Below are 25,880 nucleotides of genomic sequence, written 5' to 3'. Positions count from 1 at the left end.
GTATGTTTGTTTAATATTTATATAAAAGAGCAGAACGACTGCTCTTAAATAACTAGCTTAATTATAGTGATAATGTTTATTTTATATATTTTTCTGCAATAAAAATTAATTCATCTTTTAACTCCTTTATGTCTATTACAGCATCCATATTATATTCCAAATAATCTTGATTCCCATTAGGTAAACGAATCATCTTATGAGAGCCTAATTCTATTTTACATATCCAATGCTCAAGATTATTTTTATACATGATATTAACTTCATTATTTACTTTTTTATAAGTGATTTCATTTTTATCAATATTTTCAGATAAAATATCTTGAACTATATTAATAGCTTCCAACTCATCATCCGTGATTAATATATTACATTTATCAATTTTTTCTATAGTAGGGGCTTGCTTGTCCTCTTTCTGTTTTACAAGTTCAGTATCAGTTTTACTTCTTTCTTTCTTTTTATTATCTTTTACTTTCTTTTTATCATATTCTTCATTATCATTTTCTAATAATGTTTTTAATTTCTCATTCATAAAATCATTGACAAATTGGGACATAGATCTTTTGACTATAGGTCTGAATTTTTCTACTACATTTTGTGTTTTAACACCATTGTAGAAATCATTTATTATAAACCTAACAAATTCATCTGATGGGTTTTCTAATTGTGAGTTTAACTGGGATTTTATTAGATTTGTATATTTTAATTCTGATGCTATATTAAAAATAGTATCTATATTAAAAGTACTCTTAGTAAATTTTTTCAAATGCGATATTTTATTATCATCCATATTTAATAGGTTTAACACTAAAAATGGTTTATCATCCATTTTATTTTTTTCTTCTAAGTCAGTGAAAAATTTATAAATTATTCCATTTGTAAGTATTGCAAATTTTGCTTCTGTTGCTGTAAAATATCTGAATAATTGAGCATCATGTTTTTTGAGTTTATCTGTAGCACATTTTGCTTCTATTAAAATTAAAGGTTTACCATTTTCAAGTATGGCATAATCTACTTTCTCGCCTTTTTTTACACCTACATCTGCAATAAATTCAGGCATAAATTCTAAAGGATTAAAAATATCATATTCTAATATTTGGAATAAAGGCATTATTAATGCTGTTTTTGTTGCTTCTTCTGTAACTAGACTGTCTTTTAATGTTTCAATTCTTTTGCTGAATTGTTTTATTTTATCTGAAAAATCCATATAAAATCCCCCTATCTTATTTAGTATAAAATATATTACAAATTTAGAAATACATAAAATAATTAATAAATTTTATCATAATGTTTATTTTATTAAACTTAACTTGGACTCAATAATGCCTCTAGCTAAGTAACTATTTGTTGATGAAAATTTTATATCATACTTATTTTCATCAAACAATAGATATAGAGCAAATATGTTTGCTTCATGTTCAAGTTTGGAATCAGAGGAATCAAAGTGATTTATACCTTTATGCTCTAAGATAATATGTCCTAATTCATGAGCACAAAGAATGGACTGTGATTCCTCAGTAAAATTTGAATTCAAATAAATTGTTTTTTCACCAAATACATCTGTATAATAAGCTTTCATTCCTTCTGGATTATAGTTTTTGAATTTTATAGTTACATCAAGTTTTTCGCACAATTCAAATGGATTGTTAGTTTTAAAGTCTTTTATAATAGAGTTAACTACATTAGCTATATTATTTATTCCCATTACTCCCCCTAAAAATATTATTTTTTATATTTAAAACTGATTAATTTTATTTGTTGCAATAAATCATTTGCAAAATCTATGATTTCTTCATCACTTAGTTTTTTTACATTATAATCTCCATAAGCCATAAGTGTTGGTTGCTGGAGAATGAATTTTATGGCATCATTTGCATTATCAAATGAATTTGGTAGAGATTCAGAACAATCATTATTTTTTTTGTCTGTTTTGCCTAATAAATAGTCAATACTTACATTAAAAATTTTTGATAATTCAGCAATCATATAAGCATCTGGTACTGTTTTCCCCTGCTCATAGTATCCATATGCACTTTTACTCAAGCCAATTTTTTTAGAAATATCTTCTTGTGTAAAATTAAGTTCTTTTCTTAATTCTTTTAATCTTTTTTCAAGTTTTTTATTTGGCAATATTATCAACTCCTTATATCTTATAATATACAATTAATAATCGTAAAAGTAAAGAATACAATTTTAAATTGCAGAAAAAACAATTTAAAGTTGACAAACAATTATAAATTGTTTATCATCTATTTATAAAGAAATTTCATATACTATAGTAAATATTTGATTAACTGTATTAATCTAAAATTAAAATAAATTAGAACCTTAACAAATAAATATTTAAATTTACTATATAGAAGATATTATTCAAGGTTTAAAAATTTGACAGGTTATGCTTATTATTATAGTATAAAAATAGATTAACTGTAACATATAATGTATTTAAATGCCTTAATATTTTGGTATGCTAAATTTAATTAACCGTAACATGAGATGTAAAAACACTTACTTTATTTTATAGAGTAAGTGTTTTTTGCACCAAAATATTAAGGCTGAGAGTTGCAAAAAATATATTTTTGTTTTATTATGTATATATAAGATAAATGGTTAAAATTGGCATAAAAATGAAAGTGACAGATTGTTTTGACATATATGGTTCTATAAACTAAATTTTGGAGGATTAAAAGAATGGATGAACTAAATAGGGTCGAGAAAATATTAATTTCAGAAGAATCTTGTGGAGCAGAAAAATTTAATGTAATAAAATGGATTTTGGATAATAACAACCAAAATGATTTAATTATAATTAATGCTATACAAGGTATACATAGTATAAAATGTAAAAATATAATAAAAAGTTTTGTGGATAACATAAAAAACAAGTGCTCATGATGGGCACTTGTTTTATTTAAATTCATTTACTAATTGATTTAATAAATTTACCTGTTTATCTTCTAAGATACTGATTTTCATGATTAATTCTTTTAGTTTTTTATTATCAGAATGTAGAATTTCATCAAATATATTAATAAGTACTGTGTCCTCTTCTCTAGAAATATACATTTCATTTTCACCAGCTAGGAGCCATTCTCTATTTATACTAAATTCTCTACAAATATCATCCATAGACCTTTCAGTTATTTCCCTTAATCCTTTTTCATAACAACTTATCATGCTTCTAGACAATCCTATTATTTCTCCAAAATCTTTCTGAGATAGTTTTTGTTCAGAGCTTATTTGCATAATTCTTTCACTTATAGTGTTCATATAATATCACCTATTTTTCATTAGTTCTATCTGAAATTATACCATCTATAATTGTGCACATTGCGTCTACATATATATCATCTAATTTACAAAGATTTATCACTATTTTTTTGATTTTTTCATTTTCAGACATGGTTATATCAGCAAAAGCTTCTCCTAAAAGAATGTCATCTTCTAAAGATATGTACATATCACCTATACCATTTATAAGCCACTCCTTATTAACATTGAATACATCACACATATAATTGATAAACAAAGGTTTGGGTTCAACTCTATCGTATTCTATATTACTTATAACATCTTTACTGACACCTAGTTTTTTCCCAAAAGCTGGTTGAGATAAATTAGCATCTTTTCTTATCTTTCTAATTCTTGTGCTTATAGTTTCATTAGACAATTATATCACCTCCCATAAGAGTATTATAATTTTAAGAATCTTGTTAGTCAACAAGAAAAAATAAACAAACTTTTAAAATGGTGTTGACCAACAAGGGAAAAGATGGTAATATGATGTTACAGAACAAGAAAGGTGGTAAATAATATGAGAGAGAAAAAAATATTAGATACAATTCCAAAACTTCAAACATTGACTGAGAGTGAATTAGATTTAATTATAACAGCAGTAGATTCTTGTGTTGTAGTACAAACTTTAATGAATACAAAATCTCCAAAAGATTTTACAAATAAACTATCAAATTTATTTGAAGTTGGGAGAGAAATTAAGAGAAACTAAATGGAGTAAGAACTTATGAAAAAACTATCAAATGTAACAACTAATGAAGAACTTGGAGTTAAAGTTAGGACAATTAAGTATGAAGATGGAAGTATAGGAATCAATGCAGAAGATACAGCTATAGAGTTTGGATGGTGTAAAGTTGAAAATAAAAATGGAAAAGAGTACAAATCAGTAAGATAGGAAAGAAAGAATGAATTTTACACAGAGTTTTGTTTCGACCACAAGTGGGTGAAAGATGACTGGAGTAGGTTTATTAGGCGTCGTTCAAACCGACACCAAAATAAATAATTAGGGAGGTAGAAATTATGAGTAATAATTTACAAGTATTTAAAAATAGTGATTTTGGAGAAATAAGAACAGTTGAAATTGATGGTAAACCATATTTTGTAGCCACAGATATAGCAAAATCTCTTGGATATGCAAAGCCAAATAATGCAATTGAAAGGCATTGTAGGTATACCCTAAAACAGGGAATACCTCATCCACAAAGTAAAACTAAGATATTGGAAGTAAATGTAATACCAGAAGGTGATATGTACAGATTAATTACAAATAGCGAATTACCAAGTGCTGAAAAATTTGAGAGTTGGGTATTTGATGAAGTTCTACCATCTATTCGTAAAACAGGTACATATAATAGTAGTAAAAAATCTGAAGGTAGTAAGGATGAATCAGAAATAAGATATATGAATGCTCAAGCAAGATTAAAAAATGCAAGAGCGAGAGAAGCAAAAATATACTTAGAATTAGCTGATAAAGTGTCACAAGCTGGTATACCTGAATTTGCTCAAGTAATGTACTCAAAAACGACTGAATTACTTTCTGGAGAAACATTAATACCACTTCCTAAAATGGAAAGAAAAACTTATTCTGCTACAGAGATAGGTAGGATGTTAGGTATCTCGGCTAATAAAGTTGGAGGATTCGCAAATGCTTACAATCTAAAAACAGAAGAATATGGTATTAAAGTGTGGGATAAGGCTAAGTATTCAGACAAACAAGTACCTAATTTTAGATATTATGAAAATGTTATACCAGTTTTAGAAAAAGCTTTAAATGCCTTTGAAAACTAAACTTTAAGAACTAAAAATTACAAAAATTAATAACAGAATATTTTGATAATATGGGGGTTGGATTAAACCATGGATAATTCAAATGAAATAGTTAAAAGATTAAGCAATAGCTTAAGGGCTTTAATAGAAGTTGAGATAAATAAACAAGAGACTGATAGAGTTAGGAGTCAGACGGTTGAACAAAAGGTAAAAGTACTAGAGCCTAAAGATATAGTTGTTTTTATGAAAAGAAGCTATCCAAATTATTTAATAACAATAGAAGAAGCCAGAGGCATTTTAAAGTTAGATACAGTTTTTATGCGTAGGTTAGTAAGCACAGGTCTAATAAAATCACTAGCTAGAGGTGATGGTAGAAAAATTTCAAGATATGAAGTTGATGATTTTATTGAAAGAAATCAAGGTAGAAATTTGGATGAACTTTTAGAAAGAGTAGAGAGGGGGGATGAAATTGCTGAGTCTTAATACTAATAAGAATAATATAGTAACTCTTAAAAAAGATGGCAAAATTATAGCAGATATAATATTTAAGGATATTAAAACTGGTAAGAAAATATCAGTTGGAATATTAAATAAAAAAGTGCTGGTCAAATAACCAACACACAAAAAAATAAAAAATAAAATATAACACAAACAAAGTATAACACAAAAAGGAGAGATTTAAAATGGTTGAAGTTAATGTAAATGTAAAAGTTAAAGTGGAAGCACCAGAATTTACAAATGCACTATTAGTAGTAGCAAATGCTTTAGGAGGTCTTAATTTAGGACCAGCAATGCAAATAGAACCTATAAATATAACAGATATAAAAGAAGAGAAGAAAGTTGAAACTAAGAAAGCTGAAAAGACTAAAAAGGTAGAAGTAAAAGAAAATGTTAAAGAAGAAAAAACAAAAGTCAAGGAAGAAGTAACAGAGAATAATGAAAATACAACTAGTGAGATTAAATACACAAAAGAAGAGGTAAGAAGTAAGGCAGCACAAGTAAGTAAGGCGGGTAAGAAGGATAAGCTTAAGGAGTTATTTGGTGAATTTGGAGCTAGTAAGTTAAGTGAAGTAAAAGAAGAAGATTATTCAGCTTTTATGAATAAATTAGAAATTTTATAGGGGGTACATAAATGCCATTACAACATGCAAGACTTAGTGCGAGTGGAGCCCATAGATGGCTTCACTGCACTCCTAGTATAAAATTAGAAGAAAACTATCCATCATCAACTAGTATATATGCAGAAGAAGGAACCGTTGCACATGAATTAGCAGAAACTAAATTAATGCTAGAGTATGAAAAAATAAGTAAAAAGATATATAATGCAAGAATTAAAAAGATACAGAAAAGTGAGTACTATAACTCTGAAATGGAAGATTATATACAATCTTATGTTGATAATGTAATTGAATTAGTAAATGACAGTAAAGCTATATGTGATGATGTAATAGTGATGCTAGAAGAAAGACTCGATTTTAGTGAGTGGGTTCCAGAAGGATTTGGCACAGGAGATGTTATTGTAATATCTGATGGAATACTTCAAGTTATAGATCTAAAGTATGGAAAAGGTTTAGAAGTTTCAGCCATAGAGAATCCTCAACTTAGACTATATGGTTTAGGTTCATATAACCAGTTTGAAATGCTATATGATATTGATTTAGTTAAAACAACAATAATTCAACCTAGACTTGATAATATATCAAGTGAAGAAATAGAAGTTACTAAATTACTTACATGGGGAGAAGATGTTAAAAAGAAGGCTCAAATGGCTTTTAATGGTGAAGGTGACTTTGTAAGTGGTGACCATTGTGGATTTTGTAGAGCTAAAAATGATTGTAGAAAAAGAGCTGAAGATAATCTTGAGAAAGCGAAAAAATATGATTTTGCTGATACATTTACTCTTAATGAATATGAGATTGCAGACATTTTGGGACTTGCTAAGAATGTTCAAGATTGGTTAAAGGATGTTCAAAGTTATGCACTAGAACAAGCTGAAAAACATGGTGTTAAATATCCTGGATATAAGCTTGTAGAAGGTAGAAGTAATAGAAAATATGTAGATGAACAAGAGGTTGCTAATGTTTTATTAAGTTCAGATTATGAGGAAGATAAAATTTATAAGCCAAGAGTATTAAAAGGAATTACTGATATGGAAAAAGCTATAGGTAAAAAAGACTTTGTTAATCTCTTAAATGATTTAATTATAAAACCTGTTGGCAAAGCTACTTTAGTTCTAGAAAGTGATAAAAGACCAGAAATTAATAGTATAGATTCAGCTAAAAAAGACTTTGGAATATAAATTAGGGGGTGTATTATATGTCATTAGATGAAGCTACAAAAGATAAATTGGAAGAGAGTATAAGTTTGATTTTAGACTTAAAGGAAAGAAAAAAGAGTATTGAAGAAAATTTGGTTTATGAAAAAGACAACTTGTTAGATATGTTAAAGAGATTAAATATTACAGAGTATAATTCAGTAGAAGAAAATGCAAAAGCTATAGTAATGGATTTTAAGAGAGAAAGTTTAATAAAAGATAAAGTGATGTCAACTTTCTTTGAAGTGAATGACAATCATCTTGATAGAGTGTATATACCAGAACATATAAAGGTTAGTCCAGTATGCTTTGTATCAGTAAGAGTAAAGGATAATTAAAAACATTTAATTCCTAGTAGCTATAAAGAGTATAAAAAGGGGATATAGTTTTATGGATAATCAAGAAATAATTAAACTAGTACTAGAATTCAAAAATGGAAATGAATTAGCATTTGAAACATTACTAAGAGAGTTTGATAAAGAAGTAAAGATAATAACCAATATATTGTTAAAAAACAATAAAAATAAAACTTATCTAGACAAAGATGACTTAATTCAATCTGGATATATTGGAATATATGAGGGGATAAAAAATTTGAAGACAGAAGGAGAGACTTATCCTAAAGCATACTTTAAGAAATGTATTAGATACAAAATGTATGCTTATATTAAAAGTCAGTTAAGAAAGAAACATACATTTTTAAATGAGGCAAGCTCTATAGAGCTAGAACATTATAAATTATTTTCTAGCAACGATACACTAACAGAAGATGAAGTAATAAATACAGATATTTCAAAAAAAGTGATTAATTATATTAATTATTTACCAGAAAAGCAACAAAAAGTACTGAGATTATATGCAGAAGGTTTTGAGGTTATACAGATATCTAAACTATTAAAATATAAAAGAAAAACTATAGAAAATAGGGTATACACTGCAAAAAAGAATTTAAGAGAATTATGTTTAGATAATATCTATTTATAAAATATAAAAATATTAGGAGGAAGAAAATTATGAGTAATTCAGTACAATCAACAAAGGTAGTAACAGGAAAGGTTAGATTAAGTTATTGTAACATCTTTAAAAGTAGAGCAATGGTGGAAGGTGCAGAACCTAAGTATTCAGTTTGTATTTTAATACCAAAATCAGATAAGGTGACTTTAGGAAAAATAAAGAAAGCTATTGATGCAGCCAAAGAACAAGGTAAAACTTCTAAATGGGGTGGAAAGTTACCAAGTAATTTAAAAACACCTCTTCGTGATGGAGATGCTGAAAGAGCTGATGAAGCGGAAGAATATGTAGGAATGTATTTTCTAAATGCAAATAGCACTCAAAAGCCAGGTGTAATTGACAAAAATATGAATGAAGTATTAGATGCTACAGAAGTATATAGTGGTTGTTATGGAAGAGTCAGTATAAATTTCTTCCCATATAATAGTGCAGGAAATAAGGGTATAGGTTGTGGTTTACAAAATATTCAAAAGTTGGCAGAAGGAGAAGTTCTTGGAGGAGCAAGAGCTAGTGCAGAATCAGATTTTTCAGATGAATTTGAGTATGAAGATGAAGAAGAGGATTTCTTAAGTTAATGAGGACCTTATCAATTGATATAGAAACATATAGTGATTTAGATATAAAAAAAGTTGGAGTCTACAGATATGTAGACTCTGCTAATTTTGAGATACTGTTATTTGCCTATGCTTTTGATAATGAAGAGGTAAAAGTTATTGATTTAGTAAATGATGAAGAGTTACCAAAAGAAGTAATAGAATCTTTAAATGATAATGAAGTTATAAAATCAGCATTTAATGCTAACTTTGAAAGAACAGCAATAAGTAAATTTTTAGATATTAATTTAAAACCAAATGGGTGGTCATGTACAATGATAAAAGCGTTATCACTAGGACTTCCAGGAAGCTTAGATAGTGTTTCTAAGGCTTTAAAGTTTAATGAAGATAAGCAGAAAATGAAAGAAGGTAAGTCATTAATACAATATTTCTGTAAGCCTTGTAAAGCTACAAAAGTTAACAAAGGAAGAACTAGAAATTTACCAATACATGATATGGAAAAATGGAATAAATTTAAAGAATATTGTAAACAAGATGTTGTAGTTGAAAGAGAAATAAGAAACAAACTTAGTAAGTATAAGACTACTGAAAGAGAAATTAAATTATGGTATTTAGATCAGAGAATTAATGATACTGGTATTAAAGTGGATACAGAGTTAATAGAGAATGCAATAGAATGTGATAAAAGATATACTGAAAAACTTACAAAAGAAGCAATTAAAATAACTGGTCTAAATAATCCAAATAGTCCAGCTCAATTAAAAAAATGGTTACGTGATAAAGTGGGCTTTGAAGTTACAAGTCTAACAAAAGAAAGTATTCCAGAAATATTAAAACAAGTTGAGGATGAAAATGTAATTAGGGTTTTAGAACTTAGAAAATTAATGTCTAAAACTTCTATAAAGAAGTATGAGGCTATGAAATTAGCTAAAGGTAATGATAATAGAGTAAGAGGTCTGTTACAGTTTTATGGGGCTAATAGGACTGGTAGATGGGCAGGAAGATTAGTCCAAGTACAGAATTTACCACAAAATCATATAGAAGATTTAGACCTAGCTAGAAACCTATTAAAAGAAGGTGACTTTGATTTAATAGAGCTTTTGTATGATAGTGTACCAGATGTCTTAAGTCAGTTAATAAGAACAGCTTTTATACCAAGTGAAGGACATAGATTTATAGTGTCAGATTTTAGTGCAATAGAAGCTAGGGTTATAGCTTGGCTTGCTGGTGAGAAGTGGAGATTAGATGTATTTAATTCTCATGGAAAAATATATGAAGCTAGTGCCAGTCAGATGTTTAAAATTCCAATAGAAAGTATTAAAAAAGGTGACCCACTTAGACAAAAAGGTAAGATTTCAGAGCTGGCTCTTGGATATGGAGGAAGTATAGGAGCATTAATATCAATGGGAGCTATAAAAATGGGTCTTGACGAAGATGAACTTCAACCTCTTGTAACAACATGGAGAAATGCTAATCCAAATATAACTAAATTTTGGTGGGATGTAGATAAGGCAGCTAAAAAAGCTATAAAAGATAGGACTATAGTAGAATTTCAACATGGGATTAAATTTATTTATAATCCAGGAGTTTTATTTATAGAACTACCAAGTGGTAGAAGATTATCATATTTAAGACCTAAGATAGAGCCACATACTACATTTAGTGGAGATAAGATAACATATGAAGGTATGGAACAGACAAGTAAACAGTGGAAAAGAGTAGATACCTATGGACCTAAGTTAGTTGAGAATATTGTTCAAGCTACAGCTAGAGATTGCTTAAGAGAGGCTATGTTTAATGTGACAGATGCAGGTTATGACATTGTAATGCATGTACATGATGAGCTTGTACTTGATGTAGATAAAAAATGTGGTTCTTTAGAAGAAGTTAACAGTATTATGGGAAAAGAAATATCTTGGGCTAAAGGTCTTCCGCTTAAAGCAGATGGATATGAATGTGATTATTATAAGAAAGACTAGGTGATTGATTTATGGATATAAAGGCCAGTGAAATTGAACACATAAATGTAAAACATGATGGCCAACTCATGCTGGCCATAGGAAAAAGTAAGTTAGAAACTCATTGGAAGAATAAAAGTATTTTATGGTCCGAACTTGTAAATAGGTTAAGTAAAACATTAAGAACTCAAGAGACATCTACAGAATATAAGAAGATGTCAAAGACTGAAAAAGATAGAGTGAAAGATGTTGGCGGATTTGTAGGTGGAAGCTTAAAAAATGGTAGACGAAAAGCAGAGAATATTGCAAATAGAAGTATTATAACTTTAGATATAGATTATGCAAATAAAGATATATGGGAAGATATAACATTATTAAATGATTATGCTTGCCTTATGTATTCTACTCACTCACATACTGAAAATAATCCTAGATATAGACTTGTAATACCTTTATCTAGACCAGTACTACCAGAAGAATATCAAGCAATTTCTAGGATGATAGCGGATGCTATGGGAATAGATATGTTTGATGATACTACATATCAACCTCATAGACTTATGTATTTTCCAAGTACTTCAATTGATGGAGACTATATATTTAAATTTCAAGATGGTGAATTTTTAAACCCAAATGAAATACTAGATTTATATTTGGATTGGACAGATGTAAGTTATTGGCCAGAAAGTTCAAGAGAGAGGCAAAAGTTTAATACACAATTAAAAAAGCAACAAGACCCTATTGAAAAAGATGGAATTATAGGTGCATTTTGTAGGTCCTACAGTATAACAGAATCCATAGATATTTTCTTAGATGAAGTATATATTCCTGGTATTGATGAAACTAGATACACGTATGCAGAAGGTAGTACAAGTGGTGGAGTAGTCATTTATGATGATAAGTTTTCCTATAGCCATCATGGTACAGATCCTGCAAGTGGTATCTTATGTAATGCTTTTGATTTAGTTAGGATACATAAATTTGGAGAACTTGATGAAGATACTAAACCAGAAACACCTATAAATAGATTACCTTCATTTACTCGAATGAGTGAATTTGCAAGTAGTGATACTAAAGTACGAAAGACTATAGGTAGAGAAAATATTGATAAGGCCAAAGATGATTTTGGTGATATAGATTTTAAAGATGATGAATGGTTAACTAAGTTAGAATATGACAATAAAGGAAGCTATAAGAAAACAACAAATAATATTTTAATGTTTATAGAAAATGACCCCTATTTAAAAGGAAAAATAGCTTATAATGAATTTTCAAATAGAGCTGTCGTTTTAGGTAAGTTACCTTGGAGAAGAGATGATAAATTAAATGATTGGAATGATAGTGATGATTCTGGACTTAGACATCATATAGAAACAATTTACAATATCTCATCACCATCAAAAGTAAATGATGCTCTAGTAATTGCTTTTGAAAATAATACTTTTCATCCTATAAAAGATTATTTAAATTCTTTAAAGTGGGATGGTATTAAGAGAGTGGATACACTTTTAATTGACTATTTAGGTGCAGAAGATATTCATTATACAAGAATAATAATAAGAAAAGTTTTAGTAGCAGCAGTAGCTAGAGTATTTAATCCAGGAATAAAGTTTGATAATATGATTGTTTTATCTGGTCCTCAAGGAATAGGAAAAAGTACTTTTATTAAAAAACTTGGTGGAGACTGGTATTCTGATAGTTTAACTACTGTACAAGGTAAAGAAGCATACGAACAATTACAAGGAGTATGGTTGCTTGAAATGGGTGAAATGATGGCTACTAAAAAAGCGGATATTGAGGCAGTTAAGCATTTTCTAAGTAAATCAGAGGATATATATAGGGTTGCCTATGGGAAGAGAACATCAAGGTTTTTACGACAATGTGTAGTTATAGGAACAACTAATGATAAAGAATTCTTAAGAGATAAAACTGGTAATAGAAGGTTTTGGCCAGTAGATACAGGAGTAAAGAAGATTAATAAAAATATATTTAATGGTCAACTTGATAATGAAAGAAATCAAATTTGGGCAGAAGCATTAGAATTGTATAAAGCCAATGAACGGCTATATCTATTAGATGAGGAGAAAAAAGAAGCTGAAAGACAACAAAGAGCTCACTCAGAAGAAAATGCTAAATCTGGAATTATTGAAGAGTATCTAAATAAACCTATTACTGAGAATTGGTATGATTTAAGTATTTCAGAAAAGAGAGAATATATTCATGGTTCAGATTTTGGTGATTTAAAAGAAGGAACAGTATTAAGAGAAAAAACATGTGTTATGGAGATATGGGTTGAGCTATTTAATGGAGAACCTAAACAACTCACGCCTATCTTATCAAGAGAAATTAATGACATATTAAAAGGTTTAGATGGGTGGGAGCCACACAGTAGTCATCTAAGATTTGGAAAAGTGTATGGTAAACAAAGAGCATATATTAGAACAAAATAGTGTCTACAAAGTAAGTTTTACTAAATTTATGTAAAATAGGTAGGTGTCTACAATGTCTACAGAAAAAATAGCTTTGTAGACACTTCTGTAGACACCTAAAATATAGATATTGCAATGTATAGAATACTAACGTCTACAATGTCTACAAAAATTATATATAAAGTAATAAAAGTAATATTAGGCATATACGTATATATATATGTATGCCTAATATGCATATATACATATATATAGACAATCTGTAGACATTGTAGACACCTAAATTTAAGGAAGTGATATTTTGTTAGAATCACGAATAGAAAAAAGACTTAAAAAAGAGATTGAGTTGTTAGGTGGTAAGGCTATGAAGTTTATTTCACCAGGGGAAGCAGGTGTGCCAGATAGGATTGTCTTATTACCACAAGGACATGTTATATTTGTAGAACTTAAAGCACCAGGTAAAAAGCCAAGAAAGCTTCAAAAGTATAAAATGCAAGAATTAAAAGAATTAGGATTTAAAGTTAAATGTGTAAGTACATTAAAAGAAATAGATGATTTTGTCAAGGAGGTTAAGGGATGGAATTTAAACCACATCCATACCAAGAATATACAATTAGAAAAACTATAGACAATAATAATATAGGTTTATTATTAGATATGGGATTGGGTAAAACAGTTTGTACTTTAACAGCTATAAATGAATTAATGTATGATTACTTTGATATATCAAAAGTTTTAGTTATAGCACCTCTAAGAGTCGCAAGAGATACCTGGAGTAGTGAAATAAAAAAATGGGAGCATCTAAAGCTTTTGAAAGTGTCTAAAGTTCTTGGTAGTAAATTAGATAGAGTGAAAGCTTTAAGTACAGACTCAGATATTTATATAATAAATAGGGAAATGGTATCCTGGATAGTAGATTTTTATAAAAGTAAATGGCCGTTTGATATGGTTGTTATAGATGAACTTAGTTCTTTTAAATCAAATAAAGCACAACGATTTAAGAGTCTAAAGAAAGTATTACCTTTAACTAAAAGAGTAGTTGGGCTTACTGGTACACCAGCACCAAATAGTTTAATAGATTTGTGGCCACAGATGTATTTACTTGATAGAGGTGAAAGGTTAGGCAAAACTATTACAGGATATAAAGAACGATATTTTGAACCAGGACAAAAAAATTATCAAACAGGAGCTATATATAATTGGCAGCTTAAAGTTGGAGCAGAAAAAGCAATACATGATAAAATAAAAGATATTTGTATAAGTTTAAAAGCAGAAGATTATTTGAATATTCCTAGAAAAATAGATAATAAAATTGAAATATACCTTGATAATAAAATACTTAAATATTACAAAGAACTAGAAAGAGAGAAGATATTAGAATTAGATAAAGACATAATAACCGCTTCATCATCAGCTGTAGTAGCAAATAAACTTTTACAATTAGCTAATGGTGCAATTTATGATAATGATAAAAGGGTAAAAGAAATTCATAGAGAAAAATTAGAAGCCCTAAAAGAAATCATAGATGTTTCAAATGGTAAACCTATTATAGTTTTTTATAACTATAAACATGATTATAGTCGTTTGATGAAAGAATTTAAGACTTTAAAACCAAGAACAATAGAAAACTCAAAAGATATACAAGATTGGAATAATGGCAAAATACAATTATTACTTTGTCATCCAGCAAGCACAGGACATGGACTTAATTTACAAGCAGGTGGAAGTATAATTGTTTGGTTTGGGTTAACTTGGAGCTTAGAACTGTATCTACAAGCTAACGCAAGGCTTTATAGACAGGGTCAAAGGGAAACTGTTATTATCCATCATCTAATCTGTAAAAGTACAATAGATGAACAAGTAATGGAGGCACTAGAGAATAAGGATAAAGGACAAAGTGCATTACTTGAAGCAGTTAACGCGAAATTAAAAGAATATAGGGAGTGAAAGTATGAAAGTAAAAAGAAAAGATGGAACTTATAAGCCCAGGTAAAATAGTAAGATGTGCTTGGTGTGGTAGAAGATTTTATAAGCTAGATAAATCTAAAGTTGAGTATTGCAGTAGAAGTTGTTCAAAGAGAGCAAGAGGGAGTGGTTTAAGTGGATAAAGAAAGTATAAAAGAAATTGTAAGAGAATTAAGAAAAGAAGAAAAAGAAAATAAAAAAAGGGAGGTCTTTCATAATACTAAACTTTTGCTTAAACATTATAATGATTTAAAAAGTCATATTGCAAATTCTATTAGTGACATTGAAGATGTTAAAAGTGATTATGATGATTTATTATGTTTAGATACAGAAGATTTATATATATTAAGTATCAAAAGAAGTAAGGCAAAAACCTTAATTATGGTTGCACATATAGATATGGCATTAGACACATTAAAAGTAACACAAAATAAGTTGCAGTCTTTAGAAAAATACAAAGCTTTAGAGTTATATTTTTTTAAAGAAAAAACTTATGAGGATATAGCAGAACTTTTACATTGTGGGGTAGCAACAGTGAGACGTTGGGTAAATGAAATGGTTAAAGAGCTTGGAATATACCTATTTGGAGTAGATGGTCTAAAAATAAAACTGTGATAAAATGATGATATTTTATTGTTATTTTAGATAAGTTATAATGGTAGTATGGAACAATTGTATAGAATATCCCCTTGAAAAAGGCTAAGTTACCCCCGACTTAGTCTTTTTTAATTTGTAAATAAGGAGAATAAAAACATGAATATAGTTAATTTGGAGGAAATCTTTTATAAAGCAAAGTTGTTAGATAAAAAATATATTGGTTTAAAACTGACTATAATAGGATATCCAAGTGAAGAAGTAATAATTATTCAAAATATAAACTTTGATAGTAAACTTAGATATTATAAAGAAATATATGATTATGAATTAAATCATAAATATGTAGGTGGTATAAAAATAATAGATTGTACATCTGGAAATGATTTTAAAGAGATAGAATTATCTTTAGAATGAAGACTTAAGTCAATTTTTAATAGGAAATAAAGTAAACAATATTGTAGGAACTAGTAATATTTAGAAGGAGGGTAGTAGCATGAAGAAAAAAGAAATTGAAGAACTGAGTAAAATATGCGAACCAATACTAGAATATTTGAAGAAGAAATATACTCTTTATAATAGTATTGTTATTTCAACAGATGGAATAAAATTATTATCTACAGAAATGTATATACCAATAAAACATCAAAACGACTAATTTATCAGATTAGTCGTTTCTTGTTAATTAAAGCTTATGATAAGGATGTATCTTATCAAGTCTTGATAACTCTGAACCTAAAGATGGAGAATTTAAGAAGTCTTGATATTCTGTTTCACTTACATTTAAATAAACATAAGTTACTCCATTATGAAATTGAACATATAAAGTGTTGTTTTCCCACCCAACACTTCTAATTCTCCTTGATGAAACTGGTATCATGTTCATAGTATAACACCTCCTTTCAGTAAAATTTTAGCATAAATTTGTGATGAATTCTGCTATTGTCGAACGATTGTTGGAGGAATAAAATGAAATATGTAGAATTTATTAGTTATAGAATAAAAATCATATATGGAGTGGAATCTTTATGGCTAATAGAAAAGTTATGTATTATTGTGTGGAATTGAAAAATGTCTCAAATGGAGAGAAAGTTAGTAGTGAACAAATGAAAGTTGAGTTAAATAAGATATTTGATGATAAATGCATCTCACATGAGGAGTTAAAACATTTAATTTTGAAAGATAAAAATGATGCATTTGAAAGAATAACTATGGATATAATATCAAATGAAGAGGATTATTTATTTGGAAGAGTTGGAAAATTAAAAGGAAATGGTGATATTCTGCTTAGAAATATTGATACAAATAAAGCCAATGAAATTGTAGAAAAAAATAAAAGACCTGAAATATATACATATTTTATGTTAGATTATGCACATGGCATTTTAGGGTATTTAAATAATCAATCACTTCCAAAACCAGACATGCTTAAAAGAATTTTTGATTTAAATAATAGTTGTTTTGAAATGAACATAAAAAATGTGATAAATCCTCAAACAGTTAGAGAGTTAATGACGCCGGGGTCTAAGCTAAGTAAAATTGAGTATAGTTACAAGGTACCAAGTATATATGTATTACAATCATTAGGATTAAGTAGAGAAACTGTTGCAGATTTAGAAAATACAGACTACCAAACTGTTACAATACAAATAGCGAGTGAATCGAGACAGAAACTTACAGAAAAAAGTGAAACAATAAAAAAGCTAATTAAACATTTTAGTACGAATAAGAATTTGGAAAATAAAGTGTTTAAAGGCAAAGCTCCTAATGATGCTATGCGAAATTATAAATTTGATGTAGATAATTATAGTTTGATTATAGATGTTCCCAGAGATAAAATAGAGGGTGGTAAAACAAAAATATATACATTAGATGAAATAACAGAAGAAGTGAAAATTCGTATGAAAGAAAAATATATAAATAACAGAAAGCATATATTAAGACTATGTGGGATAGAATAATATAGATTCTACTTAAGGAGTGTGAAATACATGAAAAATAAACAAGAAACAGTAAAGAAAAAAAGATTTTTATTTATGCTTGTGCTATTTTCATGTGTATACTATTTTTTAATTGTAAAGGGAAAAATAAATTTATCAATTTTAACAAATACAACAGATTTAAGTAATCATTTTAATTTTATTACTGTAAATTCAGTATTTGTAGGTTTTTTATTTAGTTCTCTATCTTTAATTTTAGGGTTGAGTGGAACTAGCTCTATAATTAGGCTTGAAAAAGCAGGCTTTATGGAGAATATATATAGAAATATAAGTATGGGTATTTTTCTTTCTTTTATTTCTATAATCTGTTCACTAAGTATGATTTTTTTGAAAAATTATATTATAAAAATACCACTTATGTTTTATATAGTAGTTCCAAGTATTGAATTGTTGAGTTTGTTATTAACACTAATAGTGTTTTTTAAAGCCACAAGAGATGTCTGGTTTATAATTAAGATTGTAAGAAATAAAATTAAAAAATCTATTCCATCAGATGATGATTTAAATGAAACAATAAGATTAATAAAATAATAAAAATTAGTTAAAGAACTCCAAATGAGTTCTTTTTTTTATTCCCAAAACGACAAACAAACGAGGTGGTGATGTGCAAGATGTCAAAGAAAAGGTAAAACAAGATTACCTAAAAGGTATGAAACAAAAGGAAATATCAGTAAAGTATGACATTAGTTTAAACACTTTAAAGTCATGGATTAAAAGATACAATTGGGCTAGTGAGAAAAAGAAGGGTGCACCTAAAAGTAAAAGGGGTGCACCCATAGGTAATACAAATGCTACTGGTCCACCTGGAAATAAGAACGCTGAAAAGTTTGGTTTCTTCTCAAAATACTTACCCAAAGAAACTCAAGACATAATCAATGAAATAAAAAATAAAGATAAATTTGATATTCTTTGGGAACAGATAACAATCCAATATGCAGCAATAATAAGAGCACAAAAGATAATGTATGTTAAAGATAAAGAAGAAATGATAAAGGAAGTTAAAAAAGAAAAAACAACAGAGTTTGGTGAAGAAATACAGTATGAATTTCAATTCTCATGGGATAGACAAGCTTCTTTTCTTAATGCTCAATCAAGAGCTATGAGTGAACTTAGAAGCCTTATAAAGCAGTATGATAGTATGATTAATAAAGATTGGAATTTAGCGACAGAAGAGCAAAAACAAAGAATTGAAATATTAAAATCTAAAATACCAAATAAAGATACTATTAATATCAATTCACAAATAACAGTCCTTGCAGATTTGATAAATAATCCAGTAGAAGAAAGGATTATAGAAAATGATTAACTATTCTCCACTAACAATAAGACAAACGGAGTACATAAAGAAAAGTAAAGATAGTTGGTTAAATGTTTTAGAGGGTGGAAAAAGAGCTGGTAAGAATATTATAAATTTGATAGCGTATTCTATGTGTTTAGAGGTTCATCCAGATAAATTACATTTAGTAGCAGGTGTTTCACTAGGAGCTGCTAAGATGAACATTATAGATAGTAATGGTTTTGGTTTGCAGTATTTATTTGAAGGTAGATGTAGAGAAGGTGAATATAAAAATAGGGATGCATTATATATTCAAACTTTAACTGGAGAGAAGATTGTTATTATTGCAGGTGGAGGAAAAGCAAATGATGCAGCAAGAATAAAAGGTAACTCATATGGAACAGTCTATATATCAGAAGTAAATGAGTGTCACCAATCATTTGTGCAAGAGGTTTTTGATAGAACACTAGCAAGTAGTAAAAGACAGTTATTCTTTGATTTAAATCCATTTTCACCAAGTCATTGGTTTTATAGAGACATATTAGATTATCAAGATGAATTGAAAAATAGTGGAGAGAATGAGGGATATAATTATTCACATTTCACTATAAAAGATAATTTAAGCATAAGTAATAATGTATTAAAAGAAGTTTTAAGAACCTATGATAAAACATCACTTTGGTATCAAGCTGATATATTAGGGAGAAGAGTAGCAGCAACAGGAAGAATATATACTGGATATAAAAAGAGTGAAGTTGTTATAGATAGAAACTATATAAAAGATAATAATATAACATTTATTGAATTTAGTATAGGTATAGATATTGGTGGTACAGATGCAACTGTAGCAACTTTAACAGGTTTTACTAAAGGATATAGAGAAGTTATAGAGTTAGATGGATATTATCATAAACAAGGGAAAAATCATGGTTATACACATGACAAATATGCAAAAGAAATAGTCGATAAGATTGAGGAGTGGTCAGATACCTATCCTCATTTTTTATTTTCTACCTATATATTCTGTGAAAGTGCAGATAAATTATTTAGACAAGCTCTAAGTAATGAATTGAAACGAAGAGGTATAAATATCCAAGTAACACCAAGCTACAAAAAAGATGGGATAGTAGATAGAATAAGGCTTGTAAATATACTAATAAATCAAGGGCGATATAAGATTATGAAACATTTAAATAAATGGATAGAAGCTATTGAAAATGCAATATGGGATGATGATGAAAAATCAAAGGGAAATTGGGTTCGTGTTGATGATGGAAGCTATCCTGTTGATTGCTTAGATAGTTCAGAGTATTCAATACAACCATTTAAAAAGAGATTGGAGGTTTAAGAATGTGGGGTGGTTAAAAGATATGGCTACTAAAACAGCTATAAAGTTACTTAATATACAACCAGCTATTGATAGGGAAATTACAATAAAAGAGCCATTAGGGTTTAATGGGAATATAATGAAGAATAGAATTTGGTATAGAGGAGAACCCTCTGAATTAGACCAATTTTTTAAAAAGACTGCCAATGATTTAGTAAGTAAGTCCAGATTCTGGGCAGCTGTACCTAGTTCTGATTTTAATGTTAGAAAAGTACATTCAGGAATTCCTGCTATGATTGCTGAGAGATTGGCAGATATAGTTGTAGCTGATATAGATAAAATAGAACTTGATACAGAAGAATTGACTAATTTGTGGACTGATATAAGTAAAGATAATCATTTTAATAAGCTTATTGGAGAATCTATTATTGAAACTTTAGTAACTGGAGATGGAGCTTTTAAAATAACAGTAGATACAGATATAACTACTAATCCAATTATAGAGTATTATAGTGGTGAAAGAGTAGAGTATAAATTTAAAAGAGGTAGATTATCTGAAGTACACTTTCTTACAGACTATTCAAAAGATAATTCAACATACACTTTAATTGAGATATTTGGAAAAGGATATATAATAAATAAATTGACTAATAGTAGAGGTCAAGAAGTTCCATTGAATACTTTAGATGAAACTATAGAGTTAAAAGATATCACCTATGAAGGTGATTTTTTAATGTCTGTACCTATGATGTTTTTTAAATCACCTAAATGGCTAGGTAGAGGGAAAAGTATCTTTGATAGTAAGTCAGATAGCTTTGATGCTTTAGATGAAACTATAAGTCAATGGGTAGATGCTATTAGAGATGGAAGAGTTAAACAATATATACCAGAAAGTCTACTTCCTAAAAATCCAGTAACAGGAGAAATTATTAAATCCAATTCATTTGATAATAAATATATAGCTATAGCATCTAGTTTAGCTGAAGATTCTCAAAATACAATAGAAATTCAGCAGCCATCAATTAATTATGAAGCATATGTAAATACCTATGCAAGCAATATAGATATGTGTTTACAGGGTATTATATCTCCTGCCACTCTTGGTATTGATTTGAAGAAAACGGATAGTGCAGAATCACAAAGAGAAAAAGAAAAAACGACTTTATATACTAGAGGTAAAATAATAGATGTTTTAAATGAAGTTATACCAGAGATAGTATCAACTGTACTTAAAGCTAATGATTTATTGTATGAAAGAACTATAGGAGAATATAATCCAGTTATAAGTTTTGGTGAATACTCAACACCAAGTTTTGATACAGTAGTTGAAACAGTAGGTAAAGCTAAAAGTTATGGAATAATGAGCACAGAAATGGCTGTAGATGAGCTTTATGGTGATACTATGAGTGATGAAAAGAAGGCAGAAGAAGTTCTTAGGATAAAAGAAGAAAATGGACTAATGGATATAGAGGAACCAGCAACTAATATAGATGGAATGAATGATGATGTAGTTAATGAGGATGTGGTCTAGTTGGCTTTAAATCCTTATGATATATCATCTATTTATAATGATATGGAACTTGATTTAGTGAAGTCAATGAAACGAAACATGAAACTTCATGAGTCTGAGGAGTTAAAAGAAGGTTTTAAGTGGGAACAATGGCAGAAAACTAAATTAAGGGAAATAAAGAAATTTCAAAAGAGAAATAAAGGTATAATAAAAGATTATCAAAAGATAATTGATGGAGAAACAGATAAGTTACTAAAATCTAGTTTTAAAAATGGGTCTAAAAGGTCAGAAAATTTTATTAGTAAGACATTAAATAAAGTAAGTTCTAAATTTAAAAACATATTTGAGCCTAAAGAAAAAAGCTTTTTTAAAATAAATGAAGAGAAGGTTTTTAATCTTATTAAATCTGTTAAAGGTGATTTACATAATGCAAATCATGCTGTACTTAGAAAAATGGATGATGTATATAGACAAACAATATTCAAATCTCAAATGTATGTAGGCAATGGAGCTATGACAGTAAATCAAGCAGTAGATATGGCTACTAAAGATTTTTTAGATAAAGGAATAAATTGTGTTACATATAAAAATGGCAGAAAAGTAAATATATCTAGTTATGCAGAGATGAGTATAAGAACAGCTAATCAACGTGTAACATTAATGGGGGAAGGCATAAAAAGAGATGAGTATGGAGTACATACAGTAATAACATCAAATCATACAAATACTTGTCCACTATGTTTACCTTGGCAAGGAAGAGTATTAATTGATGATGTATATAGTAAAGGAAGTTCAAAAGAAGGAAGATATCCTTTATTAAGTGAAGCTATGTCTCTAGGTTTTTTACATCCAAACTGTAGACATCATCCAACTACATTTTTTCCAGATATTAATGAAATTCCTAAATCTTTGACAGAAGAAGAAAAACAAGATGCTCTTGAAAGATATAATGCTGAGCAGAAACAAAGAGAAATTGAGAGAAATATAAGAAAGTGGAAAAGAATAGAAGCAGGAAGCACTGATTTAACTAATATAGCAAAAGCAAGTAATAACCTACATAAGTATGAACTAGAAATGTCTAATCATTTAAATGAATACAGCTATCTTAGAAGAGATAATTGGAGAGAAAAAATAAGAAAAGATGAAGTAGAAAGATTTAAAAATGAGTTAAAAAATGGTGAATACTTAAAAATACCAGAATCTACACTTAATCATGCAACAGTAGGAGAATTTACTAATCCTAAGAACCCGAAAAAGATAAAGCCAGGGGATATAAGATTAAAAAGTGGTGGACATAGTGAAGAAAATATTCAGCTTTTAAAAGAAAAAGGTATTGAGTATAATATAGTTAAAGAGTATGAAAATGGTGTAAGGGTAGGAAATGTACCAACACATAAACTTGCAGCAAAGAAATCTGGAACAGGCCAAGCATGGTTCCCAAAAAAATGGGGGGAAGAAGATATTGAGAATGCGGGCAATTATGTATCAAATATAGGTGATAAATCTAAATATATTTTAGAAAAAAAATATAATACTGAGGGAAAAATTACTGCTATATTCAAATTCTCAAATTATAAAAATGTAACAATATGTGTCTGTTATGATGTTAATAGAGAAAAGATAACAACTATTTTTCCAGATGAAAACCAAAGAATGTTAGGTGGTGATTAGATTGATTGATAAAAATAAGATATATAACAATATAGATTATATAGAGTCTATGACACAAAATGGAGCATCTCCTAATCTTGATGAATACTGGGATGAAATTGTTGATATACTTAGCAAAGATTTAAAAGAGACTGAAGAATTTTTACTAAATGAATGTGATGAGTGTAGCATTTGGTTTATTAGTGGATATTTTGAAGATATCTCCTATAATTTTCAAAATAAAAGTTTCATTGAAGTTCTAAAAAAACTTGAAAAAAAGTATCCCAATTCCGATTTAAAGAATGATATTCATTGGGCAGAACAAGCTATACAAGAAGATTAAGCACATACTTAAAACTAAGTAGGTGCTTTTTTTATCGCCATTTTGTTGTTTTGGGCGTTAACTATAAACTCATCACTGGGCAAGACCAGGTTAAAAAATGAAGATGAAAAGGGAGAAAGATAAAATGAATAAAGAACAATTTATTGCATTAGGGTTAACAGAAGAACTTGCTAAAAAAGCAGAATCAGAATCACTTTCAGAACTTAAAAATTACATACCTAAAACAAGATTTGATGAAGTAAATACAGCTAAAAAACAACTTGAAAATGATATACAAGATAGAGATAAACAATTAGAAAACTTAAAAATAAATAGTGGAAATTCAGAAGAATTAAAAAAGCAAATTGAAACATTACAAGAAGAAAATAAAAATAAAGATATTAAATATCAAGAAGAATTACAAGATTTAAAACTTAGTAATGCCATTAAGTTATCAATATCAGGTAAAGTTCATGATGAAGAGTTAGCAGCAGGTTTATTTGATAAATCAAAATTAATTTTGGGTGATGATGGAAAAGTTGCTGGAATAGAAGAACAACTAAAAGCTATTCAAGAATCAAAGAAATTTTTATTTAAAGAAGAGAAACAAAGTAGTCCTAAATCAGGTTTTAAATTTGGTAGTGATGGAGGAAATAATATAGATAACTCTAATCAACCAAGTAAATTGAGTATGAAAGATGCTATACAAGCAAAAATACAGTCTCAAATGGCTAAAGAGTAATTTTAAAGGAGGAAAATAAATATGGCAATTACATTAGAAGAAGCTAGTAAAAATGTACAAGATGATTTACAAATAGGTGTTATAGATGAATTTAGAAAGTCAAACTGGATTTTAGATAACTTAACATTTGATGATGCTGTTTCACCAACAGGAGGAGGGTCTACACTTACTTATTCTTATACAAGACTTAAAACTCAGCCAACAGCAGCATTTAGAGAAATAAACAAAGAATATATACCACATGAAGTAACTAAAGAAAGACATTCTGTTGATTTAAAGGTATTTGGAGGTAGCTACCAAATAGATAGAGTTATAGCTAATATGGGTGGTATTGTATCAGAAGTGGAGCTTCAACAAGCACAAAAAATAAAGGCAGCTCAAGCACTTTTTAATGATACATTTATAAATGGAGATAGTGCAGTAGATTCAAAAGCATTTGATGGTTTAGAGAAAGCTCTAGCTGGAAGTTCAACAGAATATAATTTAGGTGACAGTTCAATAGACTTATCTACTTCACAAGCTATTACAACAAATTATATGGCATTTTTAGATATGTTGGATGAGTTTTTAACAGGTCTAGATGGAACTCCATCATTTATAGCAGGAAATACTAAATTGATATCTAAGTTAAGAGCATGTGCAAGAAGAGCAAGCATGTACCAAACACAACTAAATAGTTTTGGCCAACAAATAGAATCATACGGAAATGTACCATTTGTTGATTTAGGAGCAAAGCCTGGTACAAATGATGATGTAGTAGCTACAGATACTACAAAAGGAACAACATCATTATATGTTGCAAGACTTGGTTTAGATGGTTTACATGGAGTATCAATGGCAGGTGTATCACCTGTACAAACATGGTTGCCAGATTTTACTACTTCTGGTGCAGTAAAAACAGGAGAAGTTGAAATGAGTGCAGCAATAGCTTTAAAAGCATCAAAAGCAGCTGGAGTTTTTAGAAATATAAAAGTTAAATAGGGAGGATTAGATGGCTAAAGTAATAGCACCAAATAGTCAATATAATGGTTTAAGTGCCAATGTATATTTTCAAAATGGGATTGGTGAAACCACTAATCCAATTTTGATTGAATGGTTTAATGAACATGGCTATAAGATAATAAATGATAGATTAGAAGAAAAAATAACTAAACCAAAACGTAAATAGGA

General features: G+C 28.5%; 35 protein-coding genes. 29 read left to right on the top strand and 6 right to left on the bottom strand.

Going from position 1 to position 25,880, the window contains the following annotated elements; genetic code table 11:
• Positions 1 to 76: 76 nt before the first annotated feature.
• From IC758_RS12160 to IC758_RS12150, 3 genes are all read right to left on the bottom strand, one after another.
• Positions 77 to 1,204 (bottom strand): type I restriction endonuclease, encoded by a 1,128-nt coding sequence (locus IC758_RS12160; RefSeq protein WP_227860489.1) that lies wholly within the window; start codon positions 1,202 to 1,204, stop codon positions 77 to 79.
• An 84-nt stretch (positions 1,205 to 1,288) separates the two neighbouring features.
• Positions 1,289 to 1,702, bottom strand: a complete 414-nt coding sequence (locus IC758_RS12155) for an ImmA/IrrE family metallo-endopeptidase (protein ID WP_227860488.1) — start codon at positions 1,700 to 1,702, stop codon at positions 1,289 to 1,291.
• Between the two features lie 17 nt (positions 1,703 to 1,719).
• Positions 1,720 to 2,127 (bottom strand): helix-turn-helix domain-containing protein, encoded by a 408-nt coding sequence (locus tag IC758_RS12150; protein ID WP_227860487.1) that lies wholly within the window; start codon positions 2,125 to 2,127, stop codon positions 1,720 to 1,722.
• A 561-nt stretch (positions 2,128 to 2,688) separates the two neighbouring features.
• Here IC758_RS12150 and IC758_RS12145 point away from each other — a divergent pair.
• Complete coding sequence (locus tag IC758_RS12145; protein WP_227860486.1) at positions 2,689 to 2,892, top strand: hypothetical protein; 204 nt, start codon at positions 2,689 to 2,691, stop codon at positions 2,890 to 2,892.
• 12 nt (positions 2,893 to 2,904) lie between these two features.
• On the opposite strand, the gene IC758_RS12140 is transcribed toward IC758_RS12145, so the two are convergent.
• Complete coding sequence (locus tag IC758_RS12140) at positions 2,905 to 3,267, bottom strand: helix-turn-helix domain-containing protein (RefSeq protein ID WP_227860485.1); 363 nt, start codon at positions 3,265 to 3,267, stop codon at positions 2,905 to 2,907.
• Positions 3,268 to 3,277: 10 nt separating this feature from the next.
• Positions 3,278 to 3,667 carry a helix-turn-helix domain-containing protein gene (locus IC758_RS12135; protein WP_227860484.1) on the bottom strand — a complete coding sequence of 130 codons (390 nt, stop codon included), beginning with the start codon at positions 3,665 to 3,667 and terminating at the stop codon, positions 3,278 to 3,280.
• A gap of 144 nt (positions 3,668 to 3,811) precedes the next feature.
• Between IC758_RS12135 and IC758_RS12130 the strand changes: the two genes are divergently transcribed.
• The 18 genes from IC758_RS12130 (at position 3,812) to IC758_RS12045 (ending at position 16,541) form a co-directional block, all read left to right on the top strand.
• Positions 3,812 to 4,003: a hypothetical protein gene (locus IC758_RS12130; RefSeq protein WP_227860483.1), complete on the top strand. Its 192-nt coding sequence runs from the start codon at positions 3,812 to 3,814 to the stop codon at positions 4,001 to 4,003.
• A gap of 15 nt (positions 4,004 to 4,018) precedes the next feature.
• Complete coding sequence (locus tag IC758_RS12125) at positions 4,019 to 4,186, top strand: hypothetical protein (RefSeq protein ID WP_227860482.1); 168 nt, start codon at positions 4,019 to 4,021, stop codon at positions 4,184 to 4,186.
• A gap of 125 nt (positions 4,187 to 4,311) precedes the next feature.
• Positions 4,312 to 5,079 carry a Bro-N domain-containing protein gene (locus IC758_RS12120; protein WP_227860481.1) on the top strand — a complete coding sequence of 256 codons (768 nt, stop codon included), beginning with the start codon at positions 4,312 to 4,314 and terminating at the stop codon, positions 5,077 to 5,079.
• 69 nt (positions 5,080 to 5,148) lie between these two features.
• Entirely contained in the window at positions 5,149 to 5,541 is a 393-nt protein-coding gene (locus IC758_RS12115) for a helix-turn-helix domain-containing protein (protein WP_227860480.1), read from the top strand.
• Positions 5,528 to 5,671 carry a hypothetical protein gene (locus IC758_RS12110; RefSeq protein WP_227861002.1) on the top strand — a complete coding sequence of 48 codons (144 nt, stop codon included), beginning with the start codon at positions 5,528 to 5,530 and terminating at the stop codon, positions 5,669 to 5,671. Before IC758_RS12115 ends, IC758_RS12110 begins: the two co-directional genes overlap by 14 nt.
• A gap of 70 nt (positions 5,672 to 5,741) precedes the next feature.
• Positions 5,742 to 6,179 carry a hypothetical protein gene (locus IC758_RS12105; protein WP_227860479.1) on the top strand — a complete coding sequence of 146 codons (438 nt, stop codon included), beginning with the start codon at positions 5,742 to 5,744 and terminating at the stop codon, positions 6,177 to 6,179.
• A gap of 11 nt (positions 6,180 to 6,190) precedes the next feature.
• On the top strand, positions 6,191 to 7,357 hold the full coding sequence (locus IC758_RS12100; RefSeq protein ID WP_227860478.1) for a DUF2800 domain-containing protein: 1,167 nt from the start codon (positions 6,191 to 6,193) through the stop codon (positions 7,355 to 7,357).
• Between the two features lie 17 nt (positions 7,358 to 7,374).
• Complete coding sequence (locus IC758_RS12095; RefSeq protein WP_227851887.1) at positions 7,375 to 7,710, top strand: hypothetical protein; 336 nt, start codon at positions 7,375 to 7,377, stop codon at positions 7,708 to 7,710.
• Positions 7,711 to 7,762: 52 nt separating this feature from the next.
• Positions 7,763 to 8,356 (top strand): RNA polymerase sigma factor, encoded by a 594-nt coding sequence (locus IC758_RS12090; RefSeq protein ID WP_227860477.1) that lies wholly within the window; start codon positions 7,763 to 7,765, stop codon positions 8,354 to 8,356.
• Positions 8,357 to 8,385: 29 nt separating this feature from the next.
• Positions 8,386 to 8,958, top strand: a complete 573-nt coding sequence (locus tag IC758_RS12085) for a DUF2815 family protein (protein ID WP_227860476.1) — start codon at positions 8,386 to 8,388, stop codon at positions 8,956 to 8,958.
• Complete coding sequence (locus tag IC758_RS12080) at positions 8,958 to 10,916, top strand: DNA polymerase (protein ID WP_227860475.1); 1,959 nt, start codon at positions 8,958 to 8,960, stop codon at positions 10,914 to 10,916. Before IC758_RS12085 ends, IC758_RS12080 begins: the two co-directional genes overlap by 1 nt.
• A gap of 11 nt (positions 10,917 to 10,927) precedes the next feature.
• Entirely contained in the window at positions 10,928 to 13,345 is a 2,418-nt protein-coding gene (locus IC758_RS12075) for a virulence-associated E family protein (protein WP_227860474.1), read from the top strand.
• Positions 13,346 to 13,625: 280 nt separating this feature from the next.
• On the top strand, positions 13,626 to 13,952 hold the full coding sequence (locus tag IC758_RS12070; RefSeq protein WP_227860473.1) for a VRR-NUC domain-containing protein: 327 nt from the start codon (positions 13,626 to 13,628) through the stop codon (positions 13,950 to 13,952).
• On the top strand, positions 13,901 to 15,271 hold the full coding sequence (locus IC758_RS12065; protein ID WP_227860472.1) for a DEAD/DEAH box helicase: 1,371 nt from the start codon (positions 13,901 to 13,903) through the stop codon (positions 15,269 to 15,271). The genes IC758_RS12070 and IC758_RS12065 overlap by 52 nt, the downstream gene beginning before the upstream one ends.
• A 23-nt stretch (positions 15,272 to 15,294) precedes the next feature.
• Positions 15,295 to 15,432 (top strand): hypothetical protein, encoded by a 138-nt coding sequence (locus IC758_RS12060; protein WP_227855821.1) that lies wholly within the window; start codon positions 15,295 to 15,297, stop codon positions 15,430 to 15,432.
• Entirely contained in the window at positions 15,425 to 15,904 is a 480-nt protein-coding gene (locus IC758_RS12055; protein ID WP_227855822.1) for a sigma factor-like helix-turn-helix DNA-binding protein, read from the top strand. The genes IC758_RS12060 and IC758_RS12055 overlap by 8 nt, the downstream gene beginning before the upstream one ends.
• A gap of 138 nt (positions 15,905 to 16,042) precedes the next feature.
• Positions 16,043 to 16,300 carry a hypothetical protein gene (locus IC758_RS12050; protein ID WP_227860471.1) on the top strand — a complete coding sequence of 86 codons (258 nt, stop codon included), beginning with the start codon at positions 16,043 to 16,045 and terminating at the stop codon, positions 16,298 to 16,300.
• A 79-nt stretch (positions 16,301 to 16,379) separates the two neighbouring features.
• Complete coding sequence (locus IC758_RS12045; protein WP_227860470.1) at positions 16,380 to 16,541, top strand: hypothetical protein; 162 nt, start codon at positions 16,380 to 16,382, stop codon at positions 16,539 to 16,541.
• 27 nt (positions 16,542 to 16,568) lie between these two features.
• Here the strand turns inward: IC758_RS12045 and IC758_RS12040 are convergent, their stop codons facing one another.
• Positions 16,569 to 16,769: a KTSC domain-containing protein gene (locus IC758_RS12040; protein WP_227860469.1), complete on the bottom strand. Its 201-nt coding sequence runs from the start codon at positions 16,767 to 16,769 to the stop codon at positions 16,569 to 16,571.
• Between the two features lie 142 nt (positions 16,770 to 16,911).
• Between IC758_RS12040 and IC758_RS12035 the strand changes: the two genes are divergently transcribed.
• The 10 genes from IC758_RS12035 (at position 16,912) to IC758_RS11990 (ending at position 25,878) form a co-directional block, all read left to right on the top strand.
• Positions 16,912 to 17,844, top strand: a complete 933-nt coding sequence (locus IC758_RS12035) for a hypothetical protein (RefSeq protein ID WP_074124467.1) — start codon at positions 16,912 to 16,914, stop codon at positions 17,842 to 17,844.
• A 30-nt stretch (positions 17,845 to 17,874) separates the two neighbouring features.
• Positions 17,875 to 18,414, top strand: a complete 540-nt coding sequence (locus IC758_RS12030; protein WP_227860468.1) for a hypothetical protein — start codon at positions 17,875 to 17,877, stop codon at positions 18,412 to 18,414.
• A 73-nt stretch (positions 18,415 to 18,487) separates the two neighbouring features.
• On the top strand, positions 18,488 to 19,189 hold the full coding sequence (gene terS, locus IC758_RS12025) for a phage terminase small subunit (RefSeq protein WP_227860467.1): 702 nt from the start codon (positions 18,488 to 18,490) through the stop codon (positions 19,187 to 19,189).
• Positions 19,182 to 20,507, top strand: a complete 1,326-nt coding sequence (locus tag IC758_RS12020) for a phage terminase large subunit (protein ID WP_227860466.1) — start codon at positions 19,182 to 19,184, stop codon at positions 20,505 to 20,507. The genes terS and IC758_RS12020 overlap by 8 nt, the downstream gene beginning before the upstream one ends.
• Positions 20,508 to 20,529: 22 nt before the next feature.
• Positions 20,530 to 22,017 (top strand): capsid protein, encoded by a 1,488-nt coding sequence (locus IC758_RS12015; protein ID WP_227860465.1) that lies wholly within the window; start codon positions 20,530 to 20,532, stop codon positions 22,015 to 22,017.
• Positions 22,018 to 23,667 (top strand): phage minor capsid protein, encoded by a 1,650-nt coding sequence (locus IC758_RS12010; RefSeq protein WP_227860464.1) that lies wholly within the window; start codon positions 22,018 to 22,020, stop codon positions 23,665 to 23,667.
• A 1-nt stretch (position 23,668) separates the two neighbouring features.
• On the top strand, positions 23,669 to 23,989 hold the full coding sequence (locus tag IC758_RS12005) for a hypothetical protein (RefSeq protein WP_227860463.1): 321 nt from the start codon (positions 23,669 to 23,671) through the stop codon (positions 23,987 to 23,989).
• Between the two features lie 124 nt (positions 23,990 to 24,113).
• Positions 24,114 to 24,710 carry a phage scaffolding protein gene (locus tag IC758_RS12000; RefSeq protein WP_227860462.1) on the top strand — a complete coding sequence of 199 codons (597 nt, stop codon included), beginning with the start codon at positions 24,114 to 24,116 and terminating at the stop codon, positions 24,708 to 24,710.
• Positions 24,711 to 24,731: 21 nt separating this feature from the next.
• Complete coding sequence (locus IC758_RS11995) at positions 24,732 to 25,691, top strand: major capsid protein (protein WP_223153010.1); 960 nt, start codon at positions 24,732 to 24,734, stop codon at positions 25,689 to 25,691.
• 10 nt (positions 25,692 to 25,701) lie between these two features.
• Entirely contained in the window at positions 25,702 to 25,878 is a 177-nt protein-coding gene (locus IC758_RS11990) for a hypothetical protein (protein WP_021384768.1), read from the top strand.
• Positions 25,879 to 25,880 lie beyond the last annotated feature (2 nt).

This window comes from Clostridioides sp. ES-W-0016-02 (assembly GCF_020641035.1).
GTDB lineage: Bacteria > Bacillota > Clostridia > Peptostreptococcales > Peptostreptococcaceae > Clostridioides.
Note: the sequence above shows the minus strand (reverse complement) of the source record. Positions and strands in the feature narration are given on the sequence as shown.

What these genes read in the sequence shown, in the direction of transcription:
- IC758_RS12160 (WP_227860489.1), bottom strand. Translation starts at nt 1,204, where the DNA reads ATGGATTTTTCAGATAAAATAAAACAATTCAGCAAAAGAATTGAAACA.
- IC758_RS12155 (WP_227860488.1), bottom strand. Translation starts at nt 1,702, where the DNA reads ATGGGAATAAATAATATAGCTAATGTAGTTAACTCTATTATAAAAGAC.
- IC758_RS12145 (WP_227860486.1), top strand. Translation starts at nt 2,689, where the DNA reads ATGGATGAACTAAATAGGGTCGAGAAAATATTAATTTCAGAAGAATCT.
- IC758_RS12140 (WP_227860485.1), bottom strand. Translation starts at nt 3,267, where the DNA reads ATGAACACTATAAGTGAAAGAATTATGCAAATAAGCTCTGAACAAAAA.
- IC758_RS12130 (WP_227860483.1), top strand. Translation starts at nt 3,812, where the DNA reads ATGAGAGAGAAAAAAATATTAGATACAATTCCAAAACTTCAAACATTG.
- IC758_RS12125 (WP_227860482.1), top strand. Translation starts at nt 4,019, where the DNA reads ATGAAAAAACTATCAAATGTAACAACTAATGAAGAACTTGGAGTTAAA.
- IC758_RS12120 (WP_227860481.1), top strand. Translation starts at nt 4,312, where the DNA reads ATGAGTAATAATTTACAAGTATTTAAAAATAGTGATTTTGGAGAAATA.
- IC758_RS12115 (WP_227860480.1), top strand. Translation starts at nt 5,149, where the DNA reads ATGGATAATTCAAATGAAATAGTTAAAAGATTAAGCAATAGCTTAAGG.
- IC758_RS12105 (WP_227860479.1), top strand. Translation starts at nt 5,742, where the DNA reads ATGGTTGAAGTTAATGTAAATGTAAAAGTTAAAGTGGAAGCACCAGAA.
- IC758_RS12100 (WP_227860478.1), top strand. Translation starts at nt 6,191, where the DNA reads ATGCCATTACAACATGCAAGACTTAGTGCGAGTGGAGCCCATAGATGG.
- IC758_RS12095 (WP_227851887.1), top strand. Translation starts at nt 7,375, where the DNA reads ATGTCATTAGATGAAGCTACAAAAGATAAATTGGAAGAGAGTATAAGT.
- IC758_RS12090 (WP_227860477.1), top strand. Translation starts at nt 7,763, where the DNA reads ATGGATAATCAAGAAATAATTAAACTAGTACTAGAATTCAAAAATGGA.
- IC758_RS12085 (WP_227860476.1), top strand. Translation starts at nt 8,386, where the DNA reads ATGAGTAATTCAGTACAATCAACAAAGGTAGTAACAGGAAAGGTTAGA.
- IC758_RS12080 (WP_227860475.1), top strand. Translation starts at nt 8,958, where the DNA reads ATGAGGACCTTATCAATTGATATAGAAACATATAGTGATTTAGATATA.
- IC758_RS12075 (WP_227860474.1), top strand. Translation starts at nt 10,928, where the DNA reads ATGGATATAAAGGCCAGTGAAATTGAACACATAAATGTAAAACATGAT.
- IC758_RS12065 (WP_227860472.1), top strand. Translation starts at nt 13,901, where the DNA reads ATGGAATTTAAACCACATCCATACCAAGAATATACAATTAGAAAAACT.
- IC758_RS12060 (WP_227855821.1), top strand. Translation starts at nt 15,295, where the DNA reads ATGGAACTTATAAGCCCAGGTAAAATAGTAAGATGTGCTTGGTGTGGT.
- IC758_RS12050 (WP_227860471.1), top strand. Translation starts at nt 16,043, where the DNA reads ATGAATATAGTTAATTTGGAGGAAATCTTTTATAAAGCAAAGTTGTTA.
- IC758_RS12045 (WP_227860470.1), top strand. Translation starts at nt 16,380, where the DNA reads ATGAAGAAAAAAGAAATTGAAGAACTGAGTAAAATATGCGAACCAATA.
- IC758_RS12040 (WP_227860469.1), bottom strand. Translation starts at nt 16,769, where the DNA reads ATGAACATGATACCAGTTTCATCAAGGAGAATTAGAAGTGTTGGGTGG.
- IC758_RS12035 (WP_074124467.1), top strand. Translation starts at nt 16,912, where the DNA reads ATGGCTAATAGAAAAGTTATGTATTATTGTGTGGAATTGAAAAATGTC.
- IC758_RS12030 (WP_227860468.1), top strand. Translation starts at nt 17,875, where the DNA reads ATGAAAAATAAACAAGAAACAGTAAAGAAAAAAAGATTTTTATTTATG.
- IC758_RS12020 (WP_227860466.1), top strand. Translation starts at nt 19,182, where the DNA reads ATGATTAACTATTCTCCACTAACAATAAGACAAACGGAGTACATAAAG.
- IC758_RS12015 (WP_227860465.1), top strand. Translation starts at nt 20,530, where the DNA reads ATGGCTACTAAAACAGCTATAAAGTTACTTAATATACAACCAGCTATT.
- IC758_RS12000 (WP_227860462.1), top strand. Translation starts at nt 24,114, where the DNA reads ATGAATAAAGAACAATTTATTGCATTAGGGTTAACAGAAGAACTTGCT.
- IC758_RS11995 (WP_223153010.1), top strand. Translation starts at nt 24,732, where the DNA reads ATGGCAATTACATTAGAAGAAGCTAGTAAAAATGTACAAGATGATTTA.
- IC758_RS11990 (WP_021384768.1), top strand. Translation starts at nt 25,702, where the DNA reads ATGGCTAAAGTAATAGCACCAAATAGTCAATATAATGGTTTAAGTGCC.